The 17,735-nt window shown below is 42.8% G+C and carries 9 protein-coding genes and 1 tRNA gene; 2 read left to right on the plus strand and 8 right to left on the minus strand.

The window, feature by feature from the left end:
• Nucleotides 1–7 precede the first annotated feature (7 nt).
• Nucleotides 8–3,280, plus strand: coding sequence for a type I restriction endonuclease subunit R (locus IPZ60_RS03490; RefSeq protein WP_194196480.1), 3,273 nt, complete (start codon nucleotides 8–10; stop codon nucleotides 3,278–3,280).
• Between the two features lie 469 nt (nucleotides 3,281–3,749).
• Here the strand turns inward: IPZ60_RS03490 and IPZ60_RS03495 are convergent, their stop codons facing one another.
• From IPZ60_RS03495 to IPZ60_RS03530, 8 genes are all read right to left on the minus strand, one after another.
• Complete coding sequence (locus tag IPZ60_RS03495) at nucleotides 3,750–6,491, minus strand: DUF927 domain-containing protein (protein WP_194196481.1); 2,742 nt, start codon at nucleotides 6,489–6,491, stop codon at nucleotides 3,750–3,752.
• A gap of 95 nt (nucleotides 6,492–6,586) precedes the next feature.
• Nucleotides 6,587–7,237, minus strand: coding sequence for a hypothetical protein (locus IPZ60_RS03500; RefSeq protein WP_194196482.1), 651 nt, complete (start codon nucleotides 7,235–7,237; stop codon nucleotides 6,587–6,589).
• Between the two features lie 2 nt (nucleotides 7,238–7,239).
• Complete coding sequence (locus tag IPZ60_RS03505; protein WP_194196483.1) at nucleotides 7,240–7,515, minus strand: AlpA family transcriptional regulator; 276 nt, start codon at nucleotides 7,513–7,515, stop codon at nucleotides 7,240–7,242.
• A 154-nt stretch (nucleotides 7,516–7,669) separates the two neighbouring features.
• Nucleotides 7,670–9,307 (minus strand): hypothetical protein, encoded by a 1,638-nt coding sequence (locus tag IPZ60_RS03510; protein ID WP_194196484.1) that lies wholly within the window; start codon nucleotides 9,305–9,307, stop codon nucleotides 7,670–7,672.
• Nucleotides 9,308–9,475: 168 nt separating this feature from the next.
• The gene (locus IPZ60_RS03515) at nucleotides 9,476–10,942 is read right to left on the minus strand and encodes a tyrosine-type recombinase/integrase (protein WP_194196485.1); all 1,467 of its coding nucleotides are present in this window, start codon (nucleotides 10,940–10,942) and stop codon (nucleotides 9,476–9,478) included.
• 190 nt (nucleotides 10,943–11,132) lie between these two features.
• A tRNA-Arg gene (locus tag IPZ60_RS03520) sits at nucleotides 11,133–11,208 on the minus strand.
• 73 nt (nucleotides 11,209–11,281) lie between these two features.
• On the minus strand, nucleotides 11,282–12,091 hold the full coding sequence (locus IPZ60_RS03525) for a hypothetical protein (RefSeq protein ID WP_194196486.1): 810 nt from the start codon (nucleotides 12,089–12,091) through the stop codon (nucleotides 11,282–11,284).
• A gap of 72 nt (nucleotides 12,092–12,163) precedes the next feature.
• Nucleotides 12,164–12,691, minus strand: a complete 528-nt coding sequence (locus IPZ60_RS03530) for a hypothetical protein (RefSeq protein ID WP_194196487.1) — start codon at nucleotides 12,689–12,691, stop codon at nucleotides 12,164–12,166.
• A gap of 504 nt (nucleotides 12,692–13,195) precedes the next feature.
• On the opposite strand from IPZ60_RS03530, the gene IPZ60_RS03535 reads away from it, so the two are divergent.
• The gene (locus IPZ60_RS03535) at nucleotides 13,196–17,719 is read left to right on the plus strand and encodes an exodeoxyribonuclease V subunit gamma (protein WP_194196488.1); all 4,524 of its coding nucleotides are present in this window, start codon (nucleotides 13,196–13,198) and stop codon (nucleotides 17,717–17,719) included.
• Nucleotides 17,720–17,735: the final 16 nt, after the last annotated feature.

Raw genomic sequence — 17,735 nt, forward strand, 5'->3', positions numbered from 1 at the left:
GAACGCCATGAGCCAGCACGCCACCTACGAATCTGTATTCCAAGCCGATATCGTCACTCAGATGGAGGCACAAGGCTGGAAATTGGGTCATGCCAGCGGTTATACGGCTGATACCGCACTGTATGAGCAAGACGTGCTGGACTTTGTACAGACCACCCAGCCAAAGGAGTGGCAGAAGTTTTGTCGCACTTTTCCTATCGATTCAGAGCGCCACTTTATCACCGCATTAGTTAAACAGCTCAACAAGGCAGACGCGCAAGCCACCGATAGAGCCTCACGTACTTATGGCACGCTTGGCGTATTACGTCATGGCCTAAAGATTCGTAACGCGCGTTTTGACTTATGTCAGTTTAAGCCTGAGCATAGTCTCAACCCTGAGATCATGGCACGCTATGAGGCCAATATCTGCCGTGTCGTTCCTGAGGTGGTATATAGTCCATATGTCAGTATAAAAGACAGCACTGACGGTAAGGTCGCTAAGCGTAACCGTATCGATGTGGTGCTGTTCGTCAATGGCTTGCCTGTCACAACGATGGAGCTAAAATCGGAGTTTAAGCAAGCAGTACAAAATGCGATTACTCAGTATAAGAAGACACGCCTGCCTAAAGACCCTGATACTAAAAAACCTGAGCCGCTACTGACGTTTAAGCGTGGCGCACTGGTTCACTTTGCGGTCAGTCAGTATGAAGTCTATATGACCACAAGGCTGGCAGGGGACAGCACATACTTCTTACCGTTTAACAAAGGCACCAGTGACGGCGGCGCGGGTAATGATACCCCTGACGATATCAGCCAATATGCCACTGACTATCTATGGAATGAAGTACTCACACCAGAGAACTTACTCGCTATCCTCGGCCACTTCATGCACTTGCAGATCGATGAGGAAGAGGACGCTATTGGGCGCAAGTCCAAAAAAGAAACCATGATGTTCCCGCGCTATCATCAGTGGGATGTGGTGACCAAGTTGGTTAATGCGGCCATTGATGAGGGTGCTGGTCAAAAGTACCTCATTCAACATAGTGCTGGCTCAGGCAAATCTAACTCTATCGCATGGACTGCCCATCAGCTATCTACCTTATACAACAGCGATGGCGATAAACAGTTTCACTCAGTCATTGTCATCACCGACCGTACCGTGCTTGATGATCAATTGCAGGACACCATCTATCAGTTTGAACATGCCGATGGCGTGGTCGGTAAGATCAATAGAAAAGAGAGTGACGGCTCAAAGTCGGAACAGCTTGCGGCAGCATTGGTAAACTCCCAGCCGATCATTATCGTAACCATTCAAACTTTTCCGTTTGTACTCAAAGCGATTGAAGACTCAAGTGTGCTTAAGTCGCGCCGCTATGCCATCATCGCCGATGAAGCGCACTCATCACAGACAGGCTCTACCGCACGCCAGCTCAAAGAAGTGTTGGTCTCAGGTGATACAGAGAGCAATACTACTGAGAATGATGCACCGCTATCTAGCGAAGACATATTAGACGCCACACTTGCCGCACGCCGTAGCAGTCCTAATCTAAGCTACTATGCCTTTACCGCCACACCTAAGCCAAAAACTATTGAGCTGTTTGGCCGTCTGCCTAACCCTGACTTGCCAGCTTCTAAAGATAACCTGCCAGCCGCTTATCATGTCTACTCAATGCGCCAAGCCATTGAAGAAGGCTTTATCCTAGATGTGCTCAAGAACTACACCAACTACAAAGTGGTCTATCAGCTTAAGCAAAAGCTTGCCGCTGCTGATGATGAAGTCGATGCTCGCCGCGCCAAGATTAAGCTCAATAACTGGGTGCGCTTGCATGAGCACAATATCGCCCAGAAGGTTAAAATAATCATTGAACACTTTAACGACAACATTAAAGGCTTACTCGGCGGACAAGCCAAAGCCATGGTCGTGACTGGCTCTCGTAAAGAAGCGGTACGCTATAAGCTGGCCTTTGATAACTATATTGCTGATTACGGTTATAGAAACATCAATGCCATGGTCGCGTTCTCAGGTGAAGTCACCTTTAACGACAATGACCCTGACAGCGGTGCACTCATCGGTGAGAAGTTCACCGAGCACAATATGAATATCGGGTTAAAAGGCCGTGATATGCGTAAAGCCTTTGACAGTGATGACTATCAAGTGATGTTGGTGGCTAACAAGTTCCAGACAGGCTTTGACCAGCCCAAGCTGTGTGCTATGTACGTGGATAAGAAACTAACGGGCGTGGACTGCGTACAGACTCTCTCACGGCTTAACCGTACCTATAAAGGCAAAGCAGAGAGTGGTACGTTTGTGCTCGATTTCTTTAATGACCCACAAGATATCCTTGAAGCCTTCCAGCCATACTATGAGACCGCAACCTTAGCAGACGTCTCTGACCCTGATCAGGTGTTTGACCTTTATGAGAAGCTGCGTGCCAGCGGTATTTTCTTATGGCATGAGGTAGAGCAATTCGTTGAGGCGTTTTATAGTAAGAACAAGTCTAACGCCGCCATCAGTAATATCTGCAAGCCAGCGGTTGAGCGTTGGCAGAAGAAGTATAAGCTGGCACGTGAGCAAGCACAGCATGCCAAGGTGATGCTTGAGCGTACCAAAGCGACAGGCGATGTGGTGCTAATGACCAATGCTGAGAATGACTACAAAGGCTTCAAGGCCGATCAAGATGCGCTAGAAATCTTTAAAAAGGATTTAGGCACCTTTACCCGCCAGTATGAGTTTATGTCGCAAATCGTGGACTATGACGACAAAGAGTTAGAGAAACTGAGCCTATACGCGCGTAACCTACAGCCACTACTACGTGAAAGCGTGGACAATGAAGAAGACGTCGATCTAAGTAACATCGTCATGAGTCATTACCGCGTCTCAAAGCTGCACCAGCAGGACTTAAAGCTGCAAGAGGGTAAGTCTGAGTATCAATTAGATGGTGGCAGTGGAGCGGGCACGGCCACGCCCAAAGATAAACAAGAAGCAATGTTGTCGCAGATTATTGAACGGTTGAATGAAGTTTTTGCTGGTGAGGACTTTACTGATAAAGACAAAGTGAATTTTATGAATACTATTTGGGATAAGGTCACTGAGAATGAGATCGTGGTCAAGCAGTTCACCAATAACAGTGTTGATCAGATTATGCTGGGCGGCTATCCAAACGCTGCCGAGGACGCTATGTTTGATGCTAAAGGTACGTTTGAAGACATGACCATGCATCTACTGTCTAACCCGAATCAGTTTAAGCAGTTCATTCGATTGATGCTTGATACGAAGCTGGATGCTGAGGCAACGATGTAATATCTCAGATTGGTTTTAAGAAGCGTTCTCTCGCTATAATCGTACCAAGGTGGTTCCATTTTTCCAGCTTTTTTTTGGTTCCAAATTTCCACAATTTGGCTGTTCTGGTTCCAATATTTTGTAGCGAATAATGTCACTTCACAGCAAGATTAATAGTACGGACATGCTGGCTAGTTGGCGTAATATCGACATAATTATCAAATGAAACTGCTTCCATTTCTATGATTTTTTTTGCTTCCACAAGATTTTTTGCTTCCAAGCCAAACTGCCCTATATGATTGGTCTAAGCGTGGTTTTTTTATGTTGGAAGCAGTTTGTTTTAGGGTCTTTTTGCTTCCACTTTTTTATGTTTATGCTATTTTTGCTTCCAATATTTTTCACTAATACCATGAGAGTACAAACAGTAAAAAAGGCATGCGTATTAACGTATGCCTTTTAGTATTTCAGTCGTCGAGATAGTTGTCAGCTATCAATAATTGGCTATCATACCAAATGGTGGTATCTCGTTATCTGGCTCAGAAATAACATTAGCTGCTGTAACTGCCTTTTCATTGTGGGACACTTGGGACAACGGGACAGCGACTCTGATTACTGGATTCGTGGCTGTCCCAGTACTTTTGAGGGCTTGGGACGAATGGGACAAATTAGCATGTTTATATTTACTTTGTCCCACCTGTCCCAATAAGACTTTGCTACTTGGGACGGTCTTTAGCTCTTTCGCTGTATGGTCTGTCCCGTTCGTCTCCACTGTCCCAGTAGTTCTATTGACGTCATAACTTAAGATATTACCTTTAACTGCATAGAAGGGGTCACGCTCTATAAAAAGTGTTTTTGGTGATTTATATGCTTTACGATCTCCTTGATTACGCATTAAAAGATTGGCGTCATCCAAAACTTGTAAGACTTTTTTAGCATTGAAAGGTGGGCAGACTTCCTTTTCAAAGGTGTTCATTAAGAAATAATAGTCACCTGTATTAGTATTGCGATAGCCTACACGGTTAGAAGTTTTAGGCTCAAAGTCTGGGCATCGGTGATTATGGCGCGGCTCAAAACGACTTGATCCATGCTGTTCAATAAACGACTGAACATGTTTGATGATTTGGCGCTGCTCATGCTCACCGTCACGACCATAGTTATCAAGCCAATTATCAAGGCACGTCATAACGGCTATGGTTGCTTGTCCTACTTGCCAGCCTGTGATGTCTGCCTGAGTTGCCATCTCGCCAGCGGCAGCCACAATAGCGAATCGTTTAGCCACTCTGTGTGCTTGTGGAGCAAGGTCTGTGTATTGGCTCATAAAGTCATCTACCAACTGCTTGGCGGTGGCTGTGGTCGCTTTTTTATCAATAGTGATATGTTCCAGCCATGCTATGCCAGCCACACCATGATAAGCGTGTGATAGCTCGTTGATCTTATCGGCTTGCGCTGCGCCTGTGGGTGCCAATACCAAACTATCAAAAGTCTTTAAGCCTTTGCCAGCATCAGCCTCAATATGTGCCACTCGAACCTCAATACCTGCATTGGTTTTTTGTCCTGCTTGCGCCATGAAGTTTTGTAGCGACTCCTCACCATTAGACAGAAAGATAATGCGCCACTCTTTGGCTTTGCGGTTGTGTCCCGTGGTGGTGCTGCGCCCTTTACCTTGACCATTAGCCAGCATGTAAACGGTTTTACCTACTATTTTGGGGTCACATTCGCTGATCTCATCGAGGGGCAAGAAGCTGTCGTTATGCTCGCTTGCTGTGCCCTCCAGTGCGTTATCAGTGCTGCGCCATGTCTTAACGTACCTGTCAGGGTTGCCCCATACACTAGCAGCCAATTTAAGCGACAATGACTTACCCATGCTTGATGAGCCTAAAAGGTGAAAACCGCCCCCGTCATACTCTAATAACTCCAGTAACTGCCCAGCGAACGCGCAAGCAATAGAGAAAACAAAGCGGCTTTGCTCTGCTAGTGGTCTGCATAACTCATCACGCCATTGAACTAATGTCCCTTTTTGGGATAAAGTACTATTAATTGCATTAGCAGACTGATAGACAATCAACTCCTTGCCATCGCTACCTATCGTCTCATTAGGTAATATGTATTGCTCCTCATGCCAGCCCAACTTATCCACGCATAACGCTCGTTTGTGAATAGGGTAGTCCTGAATATAAGTGTCTAGGTAGTTGCGCTGTTTGCCATTGGTAGTAATGCTCAATCCTTGACTGACAAGCTCACGACGATATTCACGGGCATCACCTTGCAGTAAAGCTAACGGCATTGACCATGTATGCAATACGCTGTCATCATCACGCCATTGCAATAACCGCCCCCATGTACCACTGCTTGTGTCCCTTGTTTTGGCGATAATCTCTAACGGAGAACAAACAAACACTTTTTGCTTGTATAAAATATTGCTGGAGTCGCTGTCATCATACTTCACGAAAAACAGTCCATCATGGTATAGCTCAAAGCGTCCATTATCATAAACCATAGGTGTATTTAGTTGCGGTACTTTGTCGTCGCGCCATTCAGGATAGTAAGTGGTATCTTTTAAATTGATTAGCTGGGCGTCATCAGCTGCCAGTATTGCCTCATAGCTATTATTAGCATGTAGCATAGTGACCATATCAGCCACAGTAACCAATGCCTTAGCATTCACTCCTGCCAGTAAATTTATCATCCCTTTGTTATCTATGGTCATCGGTATGGTGACCTGTGATCCGCTGCCCCAATGTTGCACCATCTTTTTAAAGCATTGCTTTGTCTTTTGAGGACTGATAATAATAGTCTTGTCACTAGCCATCAGGCACGCATAAGTATCAATACCGTTATCTAAATTATCAAACGCAAGCACCTCATTAGCTTTGTTTGTGTCACCAATGACGATAGCGCCATACCCTGTAGGATCAATCACAATAGGCGTAGCTTTGCTGTTTGGTGTGTAGAACACAGCGCCTACGGGTTGCTTTTGTCTGTCGGTGATTGCTATAGCTATTGTGCCAGCTGTCGCTTCAGTTTTGCCAATATCATCACCATGATATATAGTAGTGTCGTCTGTAGAAAATAGCAGCCGTTCAGGTTCTATCATGCTGTATAGCTTGGTTAGAAATGGACAGTTTGCTAGCTGTCCTTCTGTAGGTGGCTTGCAACCTTGTAAGAGAGTATGAGCGCCCATGTTGTCAGCATGGGCCTTTTTATTTTCTATCGTTTGTGGTGTAGGGGTCATCTTTTACCCCTTGTTCGGCTTGCGTGTAGCTTGATATTTCTTGTAGTAGCTCTTACGCTTGGCATACTTGCGGCTTTGCTTTGGTGGATAGCTTCTCACTGTGCTACCTCCTTGCCGTAACAAGTTAATGCTAAGATTTGGTTGGTTTTCTCTAATCTTACATTTAATAGATTCATCCATGTATTGACAGATTCATTTCTTAAACGTGACATAGTTACAATGATATGCGGCTGCATCTTGACATAGTGAACAAGAGATAATAGATGCCCAATCTCATTCAATACAGTGACGACTCCTTCAATATCACAGGCAATGTCTGATAGATCATGTGCTGATAAGACAACGACTTCTTTATCGTTATCAGTGGTCATGTCGATTATTTTGCGCTGGCTAGTTTGACTGATAGACAAGGCGTTATCAGGTAAGCCGCTAAGAGCTTCTAGCTGGGTTTTATTGTCATTACTACTCATGCTTGGTGCCTCTACTTCAGGCAATGAGACAATATCTTGCATGATGCCTGCGCTCAATTCGCTGGCATGTGTACTGATAGCGAGTAAGGCGGATCTTACCGCTACTATCACACCCTTTGACGCTGGGTCGTCTGCTTCAATTGTATTAAGTGCATAAGCTAAGCTTTCGCAGTCATTGGAATAGTTTTGAATGAGGTCATCGATGTAGTCTAACTTATGACTGTCAACTGCTACTAGGCGTGGTTTTAAAATCTCAATGGGTTTTGATGTCATCATGACTAAGCTCCTATTAGATTATTGGATTGATTGTCTGAGTCTGGCTGTTCGTTGTGAGAATTTACCCAGTGATTAATATCAGACAAACGCCATAAGCTCGCACGTCCAATTTTTATGGGCGTTGGGAATTGATTTTGACTGATGAGATGGTAGATATGTTTAGCAGAGAATCCGATTATACCGCGTGTAGCATTCTTAGCAGTGACGGTGCGCTGTTGTCCTGATTGAGTCGTATAGGTCTTGGCAATGCGTTCCGATTGGTTAGCAAGGTCTGCCATATCTTAGATATTGATCGGTGATTTTCATAATATTTACCTCATAGCGGTTAGAGTAATTGCCGGTAATGGCTGGTTGCTATGAGATGAATGATAGATAAGAATAAGGTACGTAAATAGAGGGGTTGCGAGCCGAAAAAGGTTCTTTTCGGAGTTTTTATTCCGTATCGGGTAGTTTTCTTTTAAATAAAAGCTCTATTGTTCTCTTTTGAGTATCAGAGGTCTTTGGTCTACCTACTTTAAATGATAGCCCTTGTAAATGAGTGTCAGAGATTGTTTTATTGGTAACAGTTAATTTATTGGCTCCTTCGGCATTTTGTTCAGAGAGTAACATTGCTAGGTCACTCATATAAGGTCTTATGAAGTCTACTACATCATTTTTACTCAGCTCTTTTTTATAATCAAGTTGCAGCATTACCATAGCGAGGGTTCGATTAAAGTACTTAATTGTCCGACGCCTTATAGTCTGCAATTCTGTATTTGAAAGGTGTTTACTGGATAGAGTGTCAATATTACGCTGAGTGTTCAGGTCGTCTGTTGGTGGCTCACTCGTGAGTACTTCATATGGAAGTCGTTTGTCATCACGCTCATCTAATGTGAAAAAGTAGTTATCTAAATTCGATTTTGAAAATCTAATCTCATTGCTATTAATGCTTTTTAGCTCTAATTCGTTTGCATCTTCAAAACCTTTAGGGATATCTGTAAATAGGAATACACCATCGTCGTATTCTGAATATCTAGCAGATTGCTTCTGAAGCATTTTATGAACTATGATGCCATCTTCTAGCTTGCCTGAGGGTAACTCAAGATGGCAATTAACTTTGCCAACCGCTTCTTTTAGAAGTCTACAAGTAAAATAGCCAGCAGCTAATTCTGTGTATAGGTCAGTCCCATGTATCTCAGAGAACATCCCAACATAGCCATAGAAATAGAAGCAGGGTATAAGCGCACTTTTTCTGACCAAGTCTTTCAGTTTGATAGAGTCATAATCTGAGTCAGCTCTGTCATTAATATAACTTAGTGTTTCACTGGTTGTTAAGTATTCATCATCACAGTTTTTACTAAGCTCACTAAGATCAAGCTCTTTGCCAAATTCATCAATAATAATAACAGGGGCGTTCTTATCATTGGTCTCTGTCAGCTTTGTAATCTGTTCATTGAGACCCTTAATTTCATCTTTATGTTCTTTATATATTTCTCTTGCAATCTTTAATTTATCTTCTAGCTCTTGTGTTTTATTGTATGAAGAACAATCCTCTTGTTTATTAAATAAATTATCTAAGTCTGCTTTAATAAACCTTAGATCGTTACTACGAGCCTTTTCATTACATTTTAGATAGTAGGTATATAAAGGCGAGCCATCACTATCTTCCTTTTGGTCGAAAAAATCTCTGCTATTTTGAATAGTCTCAAATTCGTTAGAGCTACTTTTAAAATCTACATATTCACTTTCAAATATCTTATAAGGTTTATAATAACCATTTATAACTGTTCCTAAATTATTGTTTAATGCGTTACTCAATGATTTAGACTTGAAGTAACCTTGTGCCTGAATCTGTATTGTCTTAGTTTTATTAGGATTGGTTGAAGGAGCGTTTGAAACGTATTTAAGTTCAACAGTGCCATCATAGTAAACAAGAATATCTAACTTATTTTCTTTGACTAAGTCATCGACTATAGCATGCAGTTGCAAATGACCTTGTTCATCTTCTAACTCAAAGTCAAATCCATTTTGATTTAAATACAAACCAACTTCATCCAAACTTAAGAACTCTTTAATACTAAAGATACTCATACAACGCGCCTTTAAGCACACCCTTTAGGTGAAGTAGGTGTAAGGCATGCAGCCTAAGGCATGTGAAAACGGCTGATATTTGGATAATTAATCCTAGCCCTACATTTGTGATGACAGCGCATAACGCTATCAAATTTGATATGTCAGAGTAATACTGAGGATGCAATATTAGGTCATTTGGCTGGCGAGCTGAGCCAATAAGTCAGGCGATATACCTTGAGCTTGCAAGCTTTTTATTAACGTTTCTTTATCATATAACTCTATATCCGTGGCTTGTACCCTGCGACTGCTTATCTCGCTCGATACCTCACTAGGCGTTAAAAGGTCAAAGCTAACCGCTTTTCCAGCTCGCAAGTCGTCTAAGTGGTCTGCCCAACGGTTCATCATAATTTGACGTTCTGCTAAGTGGGCTGAGAGGTCGTATCGTTTTTTAACACTGGATTGTTCAAGGTGGGCTAACTGGACTTCAATAATGTTTTCTGGAAACTGCAGCTCATACAATCCTGTGCTCGCAAGCTGTCTAAATCCGTGCCCCGTCATTTTAGGGTAGGGATCACCTGTGTAGCCCATGCGCTTTAGTGCTTGATTAAACCATACTTCGCTATATGGATTACTGCGCTCAAAGTTGTAGAAAACATAGCCTGTCCGCTCAGTTAAGGGACGCATACGCTCGATAATAGCCATAGCTTGTGGTGATAGGGGGATAATGTGATCCTGACGCATCTTCATCTTGTGCGCTGGCACTCGCCAAACGCTTTTATGATAATCAATCTCTGACCATTCAAAAAACCTCAACTCTTTTGTTCTAACAAAGCACAGCGTCATTAATTGCATGCCAGCGACGGTCTGTTCATGAGCATTTGGATTATCTACACTGTATTGATCAATATTACGTAGTAGCTCAGGGAATTGGTGTTGCTCCACTGCTTTCATGCGCTCAGCCTTATGAGGTCTTAGCGCTCTACTGCGTCCATGAGCAATATTGATAAGATCATAACCTAGCGTGTTGATAGCATACTCAAAAACCGAACTGATAAACGCCACGCACTTGTGTGTTGTGTCAGTCGTCCACTTACCTTGCTTTTCAAAATACGTTTGAATTGCTAATCCAGTTTTAATAACATCCTGAGCAGTAATAGCATTTATAGGATAGTCACCTATATGTGGTGAGACATGCTTGTCTAAATAGGTATGCAGCTTTTGAATGTTCTTGGGCGTGGTTTCTGACTTTTCATTGATATAACTGTTAGCAATAATTTTAAATAAATCTTTCTGCTCAAAGTTATTTTTATGATGGTTTTTTTGGTCGGTAGGATCAATACCGTCGTCAAGTGATGATTTAGCTTTATCACGTGCTAATCGTGCTTGTTTTAATGATACTTCTGGTTTAAAGGAGGAGTCGATGTCTAGCTTGGCTGGTTTGTAGATACCTATCTGATAGGTTTTTTGCTTAGGTTTGAGATCTTTATTAGATTGATAGCGATAAGCCATTTGCCAAAATAGGGAACCGTTTGGATGTTGTATTAGGTATAAATTATTCCCGTCGCCGTGACGTGTAATTTTACTAGGTGGTGATTGTTTGGCAATAGATTTTACGCCAGCATCCGTCAACTGGTAGTCTTTTCTCTTTGTCATGACTTGGCCTTAAAGGCGTGGAGAGGTTTTAACAACAAATAACGCTCTTGTTGAATATTTAACAACATATTTAACAACAGTGTAGTGGTGCTGCTAGGTAATGACAAGTGATGCAGGAAGACGTAATGTAAGTGAATTCGGGGGCTGTAGCGGATTGGGTTAATGCGGGGTTGTGTCTAAATACAATAATTGGTGCGCCCACCAAGACTCGAACTCGGATCGATCGCTTAGGAGGCAACTGCTCTATCCTGTTGAGCTATAGGCGCATTATGGAGTGACATTGTAGAAAAAACCAACCATAAAAGCAATCAACAAAAGATAAATATAGATAATTTATTATTACTCGCCATTGCTAAGGGCATCAGCGACATTGGTTGATCCGGTTTCCGATACTTGTTGTGTACGTGATGTTGGATTAAATAGATCATTGACGCTGTTTTTATAGCCTTCAATATTATAATAATCGTATTCTTTTAAGATATCTTGTCCTGTGCTTGAGAGCAAAAAGTTGCGGAACGTAATAGCAGCCGTATTATCTGTCAAAATTACCCCTTCAAGCGTTTTCTCATCTTTTAACGCGTAGCTAAAAGAATTCAGAGTGCGTGCTTCTATATTGATATTACCATCAGTACCTCCCTCTGCTTCATCACTAAACAGATTTTCTTGACTGAGCTCATCTGCACTTTTGTTAAGGGCATTACTTTGCTTGATTTTATCTTGAGCAGCTTCAAGCTCTGCTTGCAATGGTGCGAGTCTTTCTGTAGATAACCTATCATTAGCGATAATCATATCGACATCAAATATAAATTTTGACTGCTTGCTAGTATCGTTATCTAATAAAATTAGAATATCGCTTGCAGGGACATAGTTTGCTACTACCTGTATATGAGGATATCGAGACTCGAATCTAACAATGATATCGTCTAGAGGTGTCTGTAGACTTTTTTCCGCTTGCAAATATACAGCACTATCATTTAGTGAGTTTGCATCATCTTGTGTATTAGTCGCCGTTGATTCATTTTCGTTTGCCATGATTGGTAAAGGGTCTGTATTTTTGCGGTTACTGGTATATAACCAAGCAAAGATGGCAATGAAGATGACGAGTAATAGTAAAATTAGCCCAGCTAGCAGCAGTTTGTAATCTTTCATATATAACTGCTCTTTTTTTAATTGTTTTACGTTGGGTTCAAATAAAATTTTGTGTTTGGTTTTTAATATACTTTAAAACTTTTGGTGCAATACCTCATCCGCTAAATCTGCAAGCATATCTGCGAAAATATCTGTTTCTAAAGGTAGTGCTGTTTTTTGCTCGTTATCATCACTACTCGTCTTATTCTCTGTGTTTGATGGTACAGGAGAGGAGTTTGAAGACGAAACAGATGGATTGTCTGTTGTTCTTACAGGTGTTGTTTGGTGCGCAGCTAAAGGTGACTCACCTGAGATAAGTTTGTCCGTCAGCCATTTAAAGCCATGTGCTTCCCACCATGCTTCAAAGCGTGGTAACGTGCTCCCGCGCACAGCGACTGGTAAGTTTAATGTGCGAAGCTTTTGTGCCAGTATAGGGTCGCTAATGGCTTGATGAATACTAAGATAGAGCGATTTACTGTCATCAGTATAAGGTTGCCTGTTTTGCCATGATCTATCATCAATTTTCATACGTGGCAATTGCCACAGTTCACCGCGATAGTAAACGACGTACAAACGTCGTTTAGGGTGAACAAAAATGGCATCAATAGGGCGCAAGGGCATAATATTTCGTTATCCCGTTGATAAAAAAGGGTGAGGGTCGATAAACTAGAACATTTATTCTGACAGAAACGACGATAGTATTTTTTGATTATTAAGATTCGATTGAAAACGACACTAAATGTCGCGAACAGTTATAATGCTAGCATATATACTAGTAAACCATGGCTATCAATGGCAAACTAATCATCAGCGTATTTTCATTGTTTTTATGAGTCAATAACCAACGATAGTTGTCGTTATCTTTATAGTATATAAAACCGCAATATTAGCAGAAATAAATGCTGACCACGACTGCAAAATATAGATTAACCAGTGTCGTTCAGTATATCCTTACTTTCGGTTTATATACCTAAATAGTTTTTCAAATCTAAGAATGACATATTTACATGGTTATTATAACAAGTTTATTTTATCTAAATTTTTGCTAAAACGATAGATACCTCAAGACCTCCAAGCAAGATTCGTCCGTTTTGCGCTTCCATACCTCCAATCAGATTAGTGTCTATGTTTACCATTATCCAATCGCACCGCACCGAAAACCTTGTTGATCAATTGCTTGTACAATATCAGTCCAAGGATCAGCCTGTTTTTGAGCCTTTTATTGTCATTGTGCCCTCAATGGTATTAGGTGACTGGTTGGATAAAACCATTGCCAGTCGCGCCGGTATTAGTACATTGGTGCGGACTAAGTTTTGGGGTCAGTATCAATGGACATTGATGCAAGATGTGCTAACTCGCCATAATGCATATTTACTAACGCAAAACCCTGAAGCGCAAATTCTGAATGTACCCGAAGTGGCAGTGTTGTCACCAACGGTAATGCAATGGCGATTGTTTGGATATTTGACTTACTATCAAGAGTCGATTGTTGCAGATGAAAAACATCCGGTTCATCCATTACTGGCGTCTTTGATTGATGAACCGCAGGCAGGTGCTCAGCAAGACAACGTGCGACAGGATAAGGCGCAACAAGATGCCCGTATTTGGCAGCTTGCAAGCGATTTGGCGAGGGTGTTTAACCGCTATTTGACCCATCGTGAAGATTGGTTAGCGCTATGGTCGAACAACGAGCCGCTGAATGTGGATGAGTTGATAGCAGATAAAGATGCACTGTCACTGCGCTTTGATAAATATGCGCGTGGCACGCCTGAGTGGTTGGTCGAGCATTATGTTGAGTTGGAAATCGCCCAACGATTCTTGTGGTCGCATTTATTTGCGGATGTTCATCTACATCGTGTGGCACTTGAGCGCGCGTTCTGGTCGGCCTTAAAAAATAACAAGGCAAATGAGCGTGACCAGTTGCCAACCATACTACGTATTTTTACCATCCAGCAACTGCCACAGACCGAGCTCGACTTTCTACAGCGCTTGTCACAATACATGAATATCACGCTATTACATTACAATCCATCAAAGCTATTTTGGGCCGATATCGTCGATAAATCATGGTTACAACGCCAGCAAATTATCAATCCTGAGAGTGTGTTCTTACGTGATTACGGTCATAGTTTGCTATCACGTTTGGGTAAGCAGTCGCGTGATGCTTTTGCCATGCTTGCCAACTTGTCGGGTAATGAGCAGTACGACGATGCACTGGTTGAATGGCAAGATAATTTTGATGATACGCTGAGCATTGGTTCTAATCATGGTGTTGCTGCTGAGTATATTGATGATGCTACTAGCGCTCAAAATAGTCCAAGTTTGTTAAGGCGTTTACAGAACGACGTGCTGATGCTTGATGAGCAATCGACCCAGCAAGCAACGGCTGCTACAGTCTCGCAAGCAGTAAGCAAGCAACTAGAGCCGAGCTTTGATGAAGAGAAGCAAGAAACGGCCTGGTATGAAGATGAAGCGTTAGAGAATAAGCGCTTTGAGAAAGACCGTTTTTGGGCAATCTCTTCTCAAGATAATAGCCTAAGCATTCATTCGTGTCATAGTTTGCAACGTCAGCTTGAAGTGTTGCGTATCATGATTGGCCGCTGGTTGAACGAACCTATCAAACTGGGTGAGAAAAAACGCCATATCTCTGACATTGTTGTGCTGCTACCCGATGTTGAATGTCATCATGCGCTGATTGGCTCTATCTTCGTCAATGGTAAGGGTCAAGACGGTTTGACCTTGCCTGCTAAAGTGACGGGTGTTGTCGATGCAGATATTCGCCAGTTATGGGAAGCCATTATCGGTTTTTACAAACTATTAGGTAGTCATAGTGCCCGTTTTGAAGCGGCTGAAGTCTTGGACTGGCTCATGTTGCCTCCTTTATTTGAAAGCTTTGGGCTGACTCATGAACAAATGAGCCGTGGTTGTGACTTGTTGGTAGAGGCAGGCTTTATTCGCAGTTTCGACGAGCTGCATCTTAAGCAAACGTTGGACAGTAATGATTACGACTATCGCTTTAGCTTTGCGCAAGCATTAGATAGATTGACCTTAGGTCTGGTCATGCCAGAGGCTGAGTTGAGCGGCTGCTTGTATCCTTTAGATGAGGATGAATGGCCAAGTACAGCTTTACCAGAAATGACCTTACCACTACCACAAGTGAGCCTAAATGATGCGCTGATTGTTGAAGCGCTTTGCCGTATTTATACTGGCTTGGTCGCACGTCGTGATGATCATACACAAAAAATGAAAGCGGAAGACTGGCTCGACCAGATTGAGACACAAGTTATCCATCGCTACTTTGGCGATGTGGACCAAACGCGTACCATGCGCGCCATTTACAACGCAATGAATGGCTTTAAATCAAGTCTGCGAGCCAATCGGCACTATAGGCAGTACGCTAGTGGTGATATCGACAACAGAGAAGTAGAGCAGAGGCTGGCAGGTGTGGAGCAGTTGCCGCTCAAGCTGAGCTTTATGCTAGACAGTATCGAAAACGAGCTTGAAAGTCAGCAGGTCAGTGCGGAGCCGACGGGTGTGATTACCTTTGGTCGATTTGGTGCACTAAGAAACGTGCCTTTTGAGCTGGTGGTGATGCTCAATATGGATCTCTCTGAGTTTCCTGGGCGTGATCGTGACAACCGCTATGATTTGATGAAAGCGACCAATGCCCGCCGCGGTGACAGAGTTAGTGAAGATGATGACAACGGCGCATTTTTAGATGCGCTACTGTGTGCGCGCAGTGCATGCTGGATGTTCTACAACGGTCAAAGCTTGACGGATACTCATGAGCATCTGCCTGCCAATCCAGTGAGCGAGCTATTGCAATTCCTACAAGGCGAGGTGCAATGGCAGGTGAACTCGCTTGAGACCTTGCCTGAGAATATTGATCCCACTACCGAGAGTCTTAAGCGCTATTTGCCTAAATTGATTAAGCAGTGGTTAGTGACTGAGCATCCTGCACTGCCTTTTCATGAGAGTCTGTTTGAAACGGCAATCGAAGGCAATGATATTTTTGAGCAAGCGTCTCCTGATATTGATGGCAATGCTAATGCCAACATTACTATCAATGCTCAGGATTCCAGCCCTGCCGATATGATTGATGAGTTGGATACTTTATTAAATACAGCCATGCGCAAAACCAAACTGGCTCAGAAAAAACAGTTTCCGCCTGCGCCGCTTTGGCAAGCGGTGTTTGACACATTGAAAGGGCGAGTGTCTAGTGAGCACAGGCAACTGGTCGGCTTACCCACAAAGTCACAGTATGAGTCAATCGCTCAAGTGCTTGGTCAAGGATTGGGTCAGCTAGGTCAAGTAGACAACCAAACCTTGTCTGCATTGGTCGAACTATTGGCGCTAGATACAGCTGTTGATGCTAACGATGTCAATAACATAACAGAGGCGCTCATCCAAGCTTTATCTGACAGCGTATTTAACATCGGAGAGATTGATATTGAAGGGGTGTTGGCTTACCAAGTGCGCCATCCTGCCAAAGCATTCTTACGGTCTCAGAAGGTACATGTGGTGCAAGGTGAAGAAGCACTGTCGCAGCAAGAGCCGCTATTTCTAAACAGTTTAACTACCTATCAAATCAAAGATCATTTGCTTAAGCAGTTGGTCGCCGCTGAGACTAAGACCAATGGCGGTGATACAACTGCTGAAACCACTACGCCAATCCTGATGTATCAAAAAATTATGCCTGCTGGTGTTGCTCGCCAAACCACGTTACCCAATCAACAAAAGAAACTGCAACAGCAATGTCTAGAGTTCAAAGAGCAGTTAATTTCTAATGGCTTTGATGAGAGCAGCATGCTTAATGAAGGTGGAGCAGATGACGCTACAGTCTTACACCTATTGACGCCAACCGCCGAGCACCCTGTTCAGATAGAGCTAAAAAATATACTGAGTAGCACTGACAACGAGTCAAGTAATCAGACGAATATAGAGGGTATAGAAACACTGCTTAAGCTGTTGCCGAAAGTCATCAAGATAAAGGGCTCAGTACCAATATTAGCACCAATATCAGTGCCGACAGATGCGTATAACAGTCACTCTCATATTCAGGCAGGCGTGCCTTATGCTCAGCAATCGCCTAAGCAATGGTTAAATATACTGCCCAATTCTGCTAGCCCTAGGCATTTGCTCAAGTTTTGGTTGTCACATTTGTATTGGCAAGTGGCCAGACGTACCACTGCCGAGCAAGTGGCATTAAATGATGGCGTGAGTATTTGGCGTTTTAATAAGGCCAGCTCACAAGTCAAAAAATATGACAAAGTAATCGCATTTAAACTAAGCCCAATTGTCTATGAAGACGCAGTAATTGAGCTGATAAAATGGGCGTTTTTTGGCAAATTAACGGGTCAAGTACCTATTACGTTACTGCCAGAATATGCACTCAATTACCTTGATAAGTATCTAAAGCCTGAAGAAGGTGACGATAATAGCTACTGGCCAAAACGTGCCGACTTTTCGGACTGGTTAAGACCTAACTATAACTCAGACACGGTATATGATACTTGCTCGCAGCATGCTATTTGGCAATATGTACTGCGTGACCAAGATGCGTTTAAGGCTTTGTCAGCAGCGTTGACTACATTAGCTCAGCCACTGTATGAGCCGATGTTTAATGCGTTAACTAACTTAGATGATTAGCTCATTATCTAGAACA

Origin of the sequence: Psychrobacter sp. NG25 (assembly GCF_015234355.1) — a bacterium.
Taxonomy (GTDB): domain Bacteria; phylum Pseudomonadota; class Gammaproteobacteria; order Pseudomonadales; family Moraxellaceae; genus Psychrobacter.

Excerpts from the sequence above, each read along its gene's own strand:
- IPZ60_RS03490 (WP_194196480.1), top strand. The coding sequence starts at position 8 with ATGAGCCAGCACGCCACCTACGAATCTGTATTCCAAGCCGATATCGTC.
- IPZ60_RS03495 (WP_194196481.1), bottom strand. The coding sequence starts at position 6,491 with ATGACCCCTACACCACAAACGATAGAAAATAAAAAGGCCCATGCTGAC.
- IPZ60_RS03500 (WP_194196482.1), bottom strand. The coding sequence starts at position 7,237 with ATGATGACATCAAAACCCATTGAGATTTTAAAACCACGCCTAGTAGCA.
- IPZ60_RS03505 (WP_194196483.1), bottom strand. The coding sequence starts at position 7,515 with ATGGCAGACCTTGCTAACCAATCGGAACGCATTGCCAAGACCTATACG.
- IPZ60_RS03510 (WP_194196484.1), bottom strand. The coding sequence starts at position 9,307 with ATGAGTATCTTTAGTATTAAAGAGTTCTTAAGTTTGGATGAAGTTGGT.
- IPZ60_RS03515 (WP_194196485.1), bottom strand. The coding sequence starts at position 10,942 with ATGACAAAGAGAAAAGACTACCAGTTGACGGATGCTGGCGTAAAATCT.
- IPZ60_RS03525 (WP_194196486.1), bottom strand. The coding sequence starts at position 12,091 with ATGAAAGATTACAAACTGCTGCTAGCTGGGCTAATTTTACTATTACTC.
- IPZ60_RS03530 (WP_194196487.1), bottom strand. The coding sequence starts at position 12,691 with ATGCCCTTGCGCCCTATTGATGCCATTTTTGTTCACCCTAAACGACGT.
- IPZ60_RS03535 (WP_194196488.1), top strand. The coding sequence starts at position 13,196 with ATGTTTACCATTATCCAATCGCACCGCACCGAAAACCTTGTTGATCAA.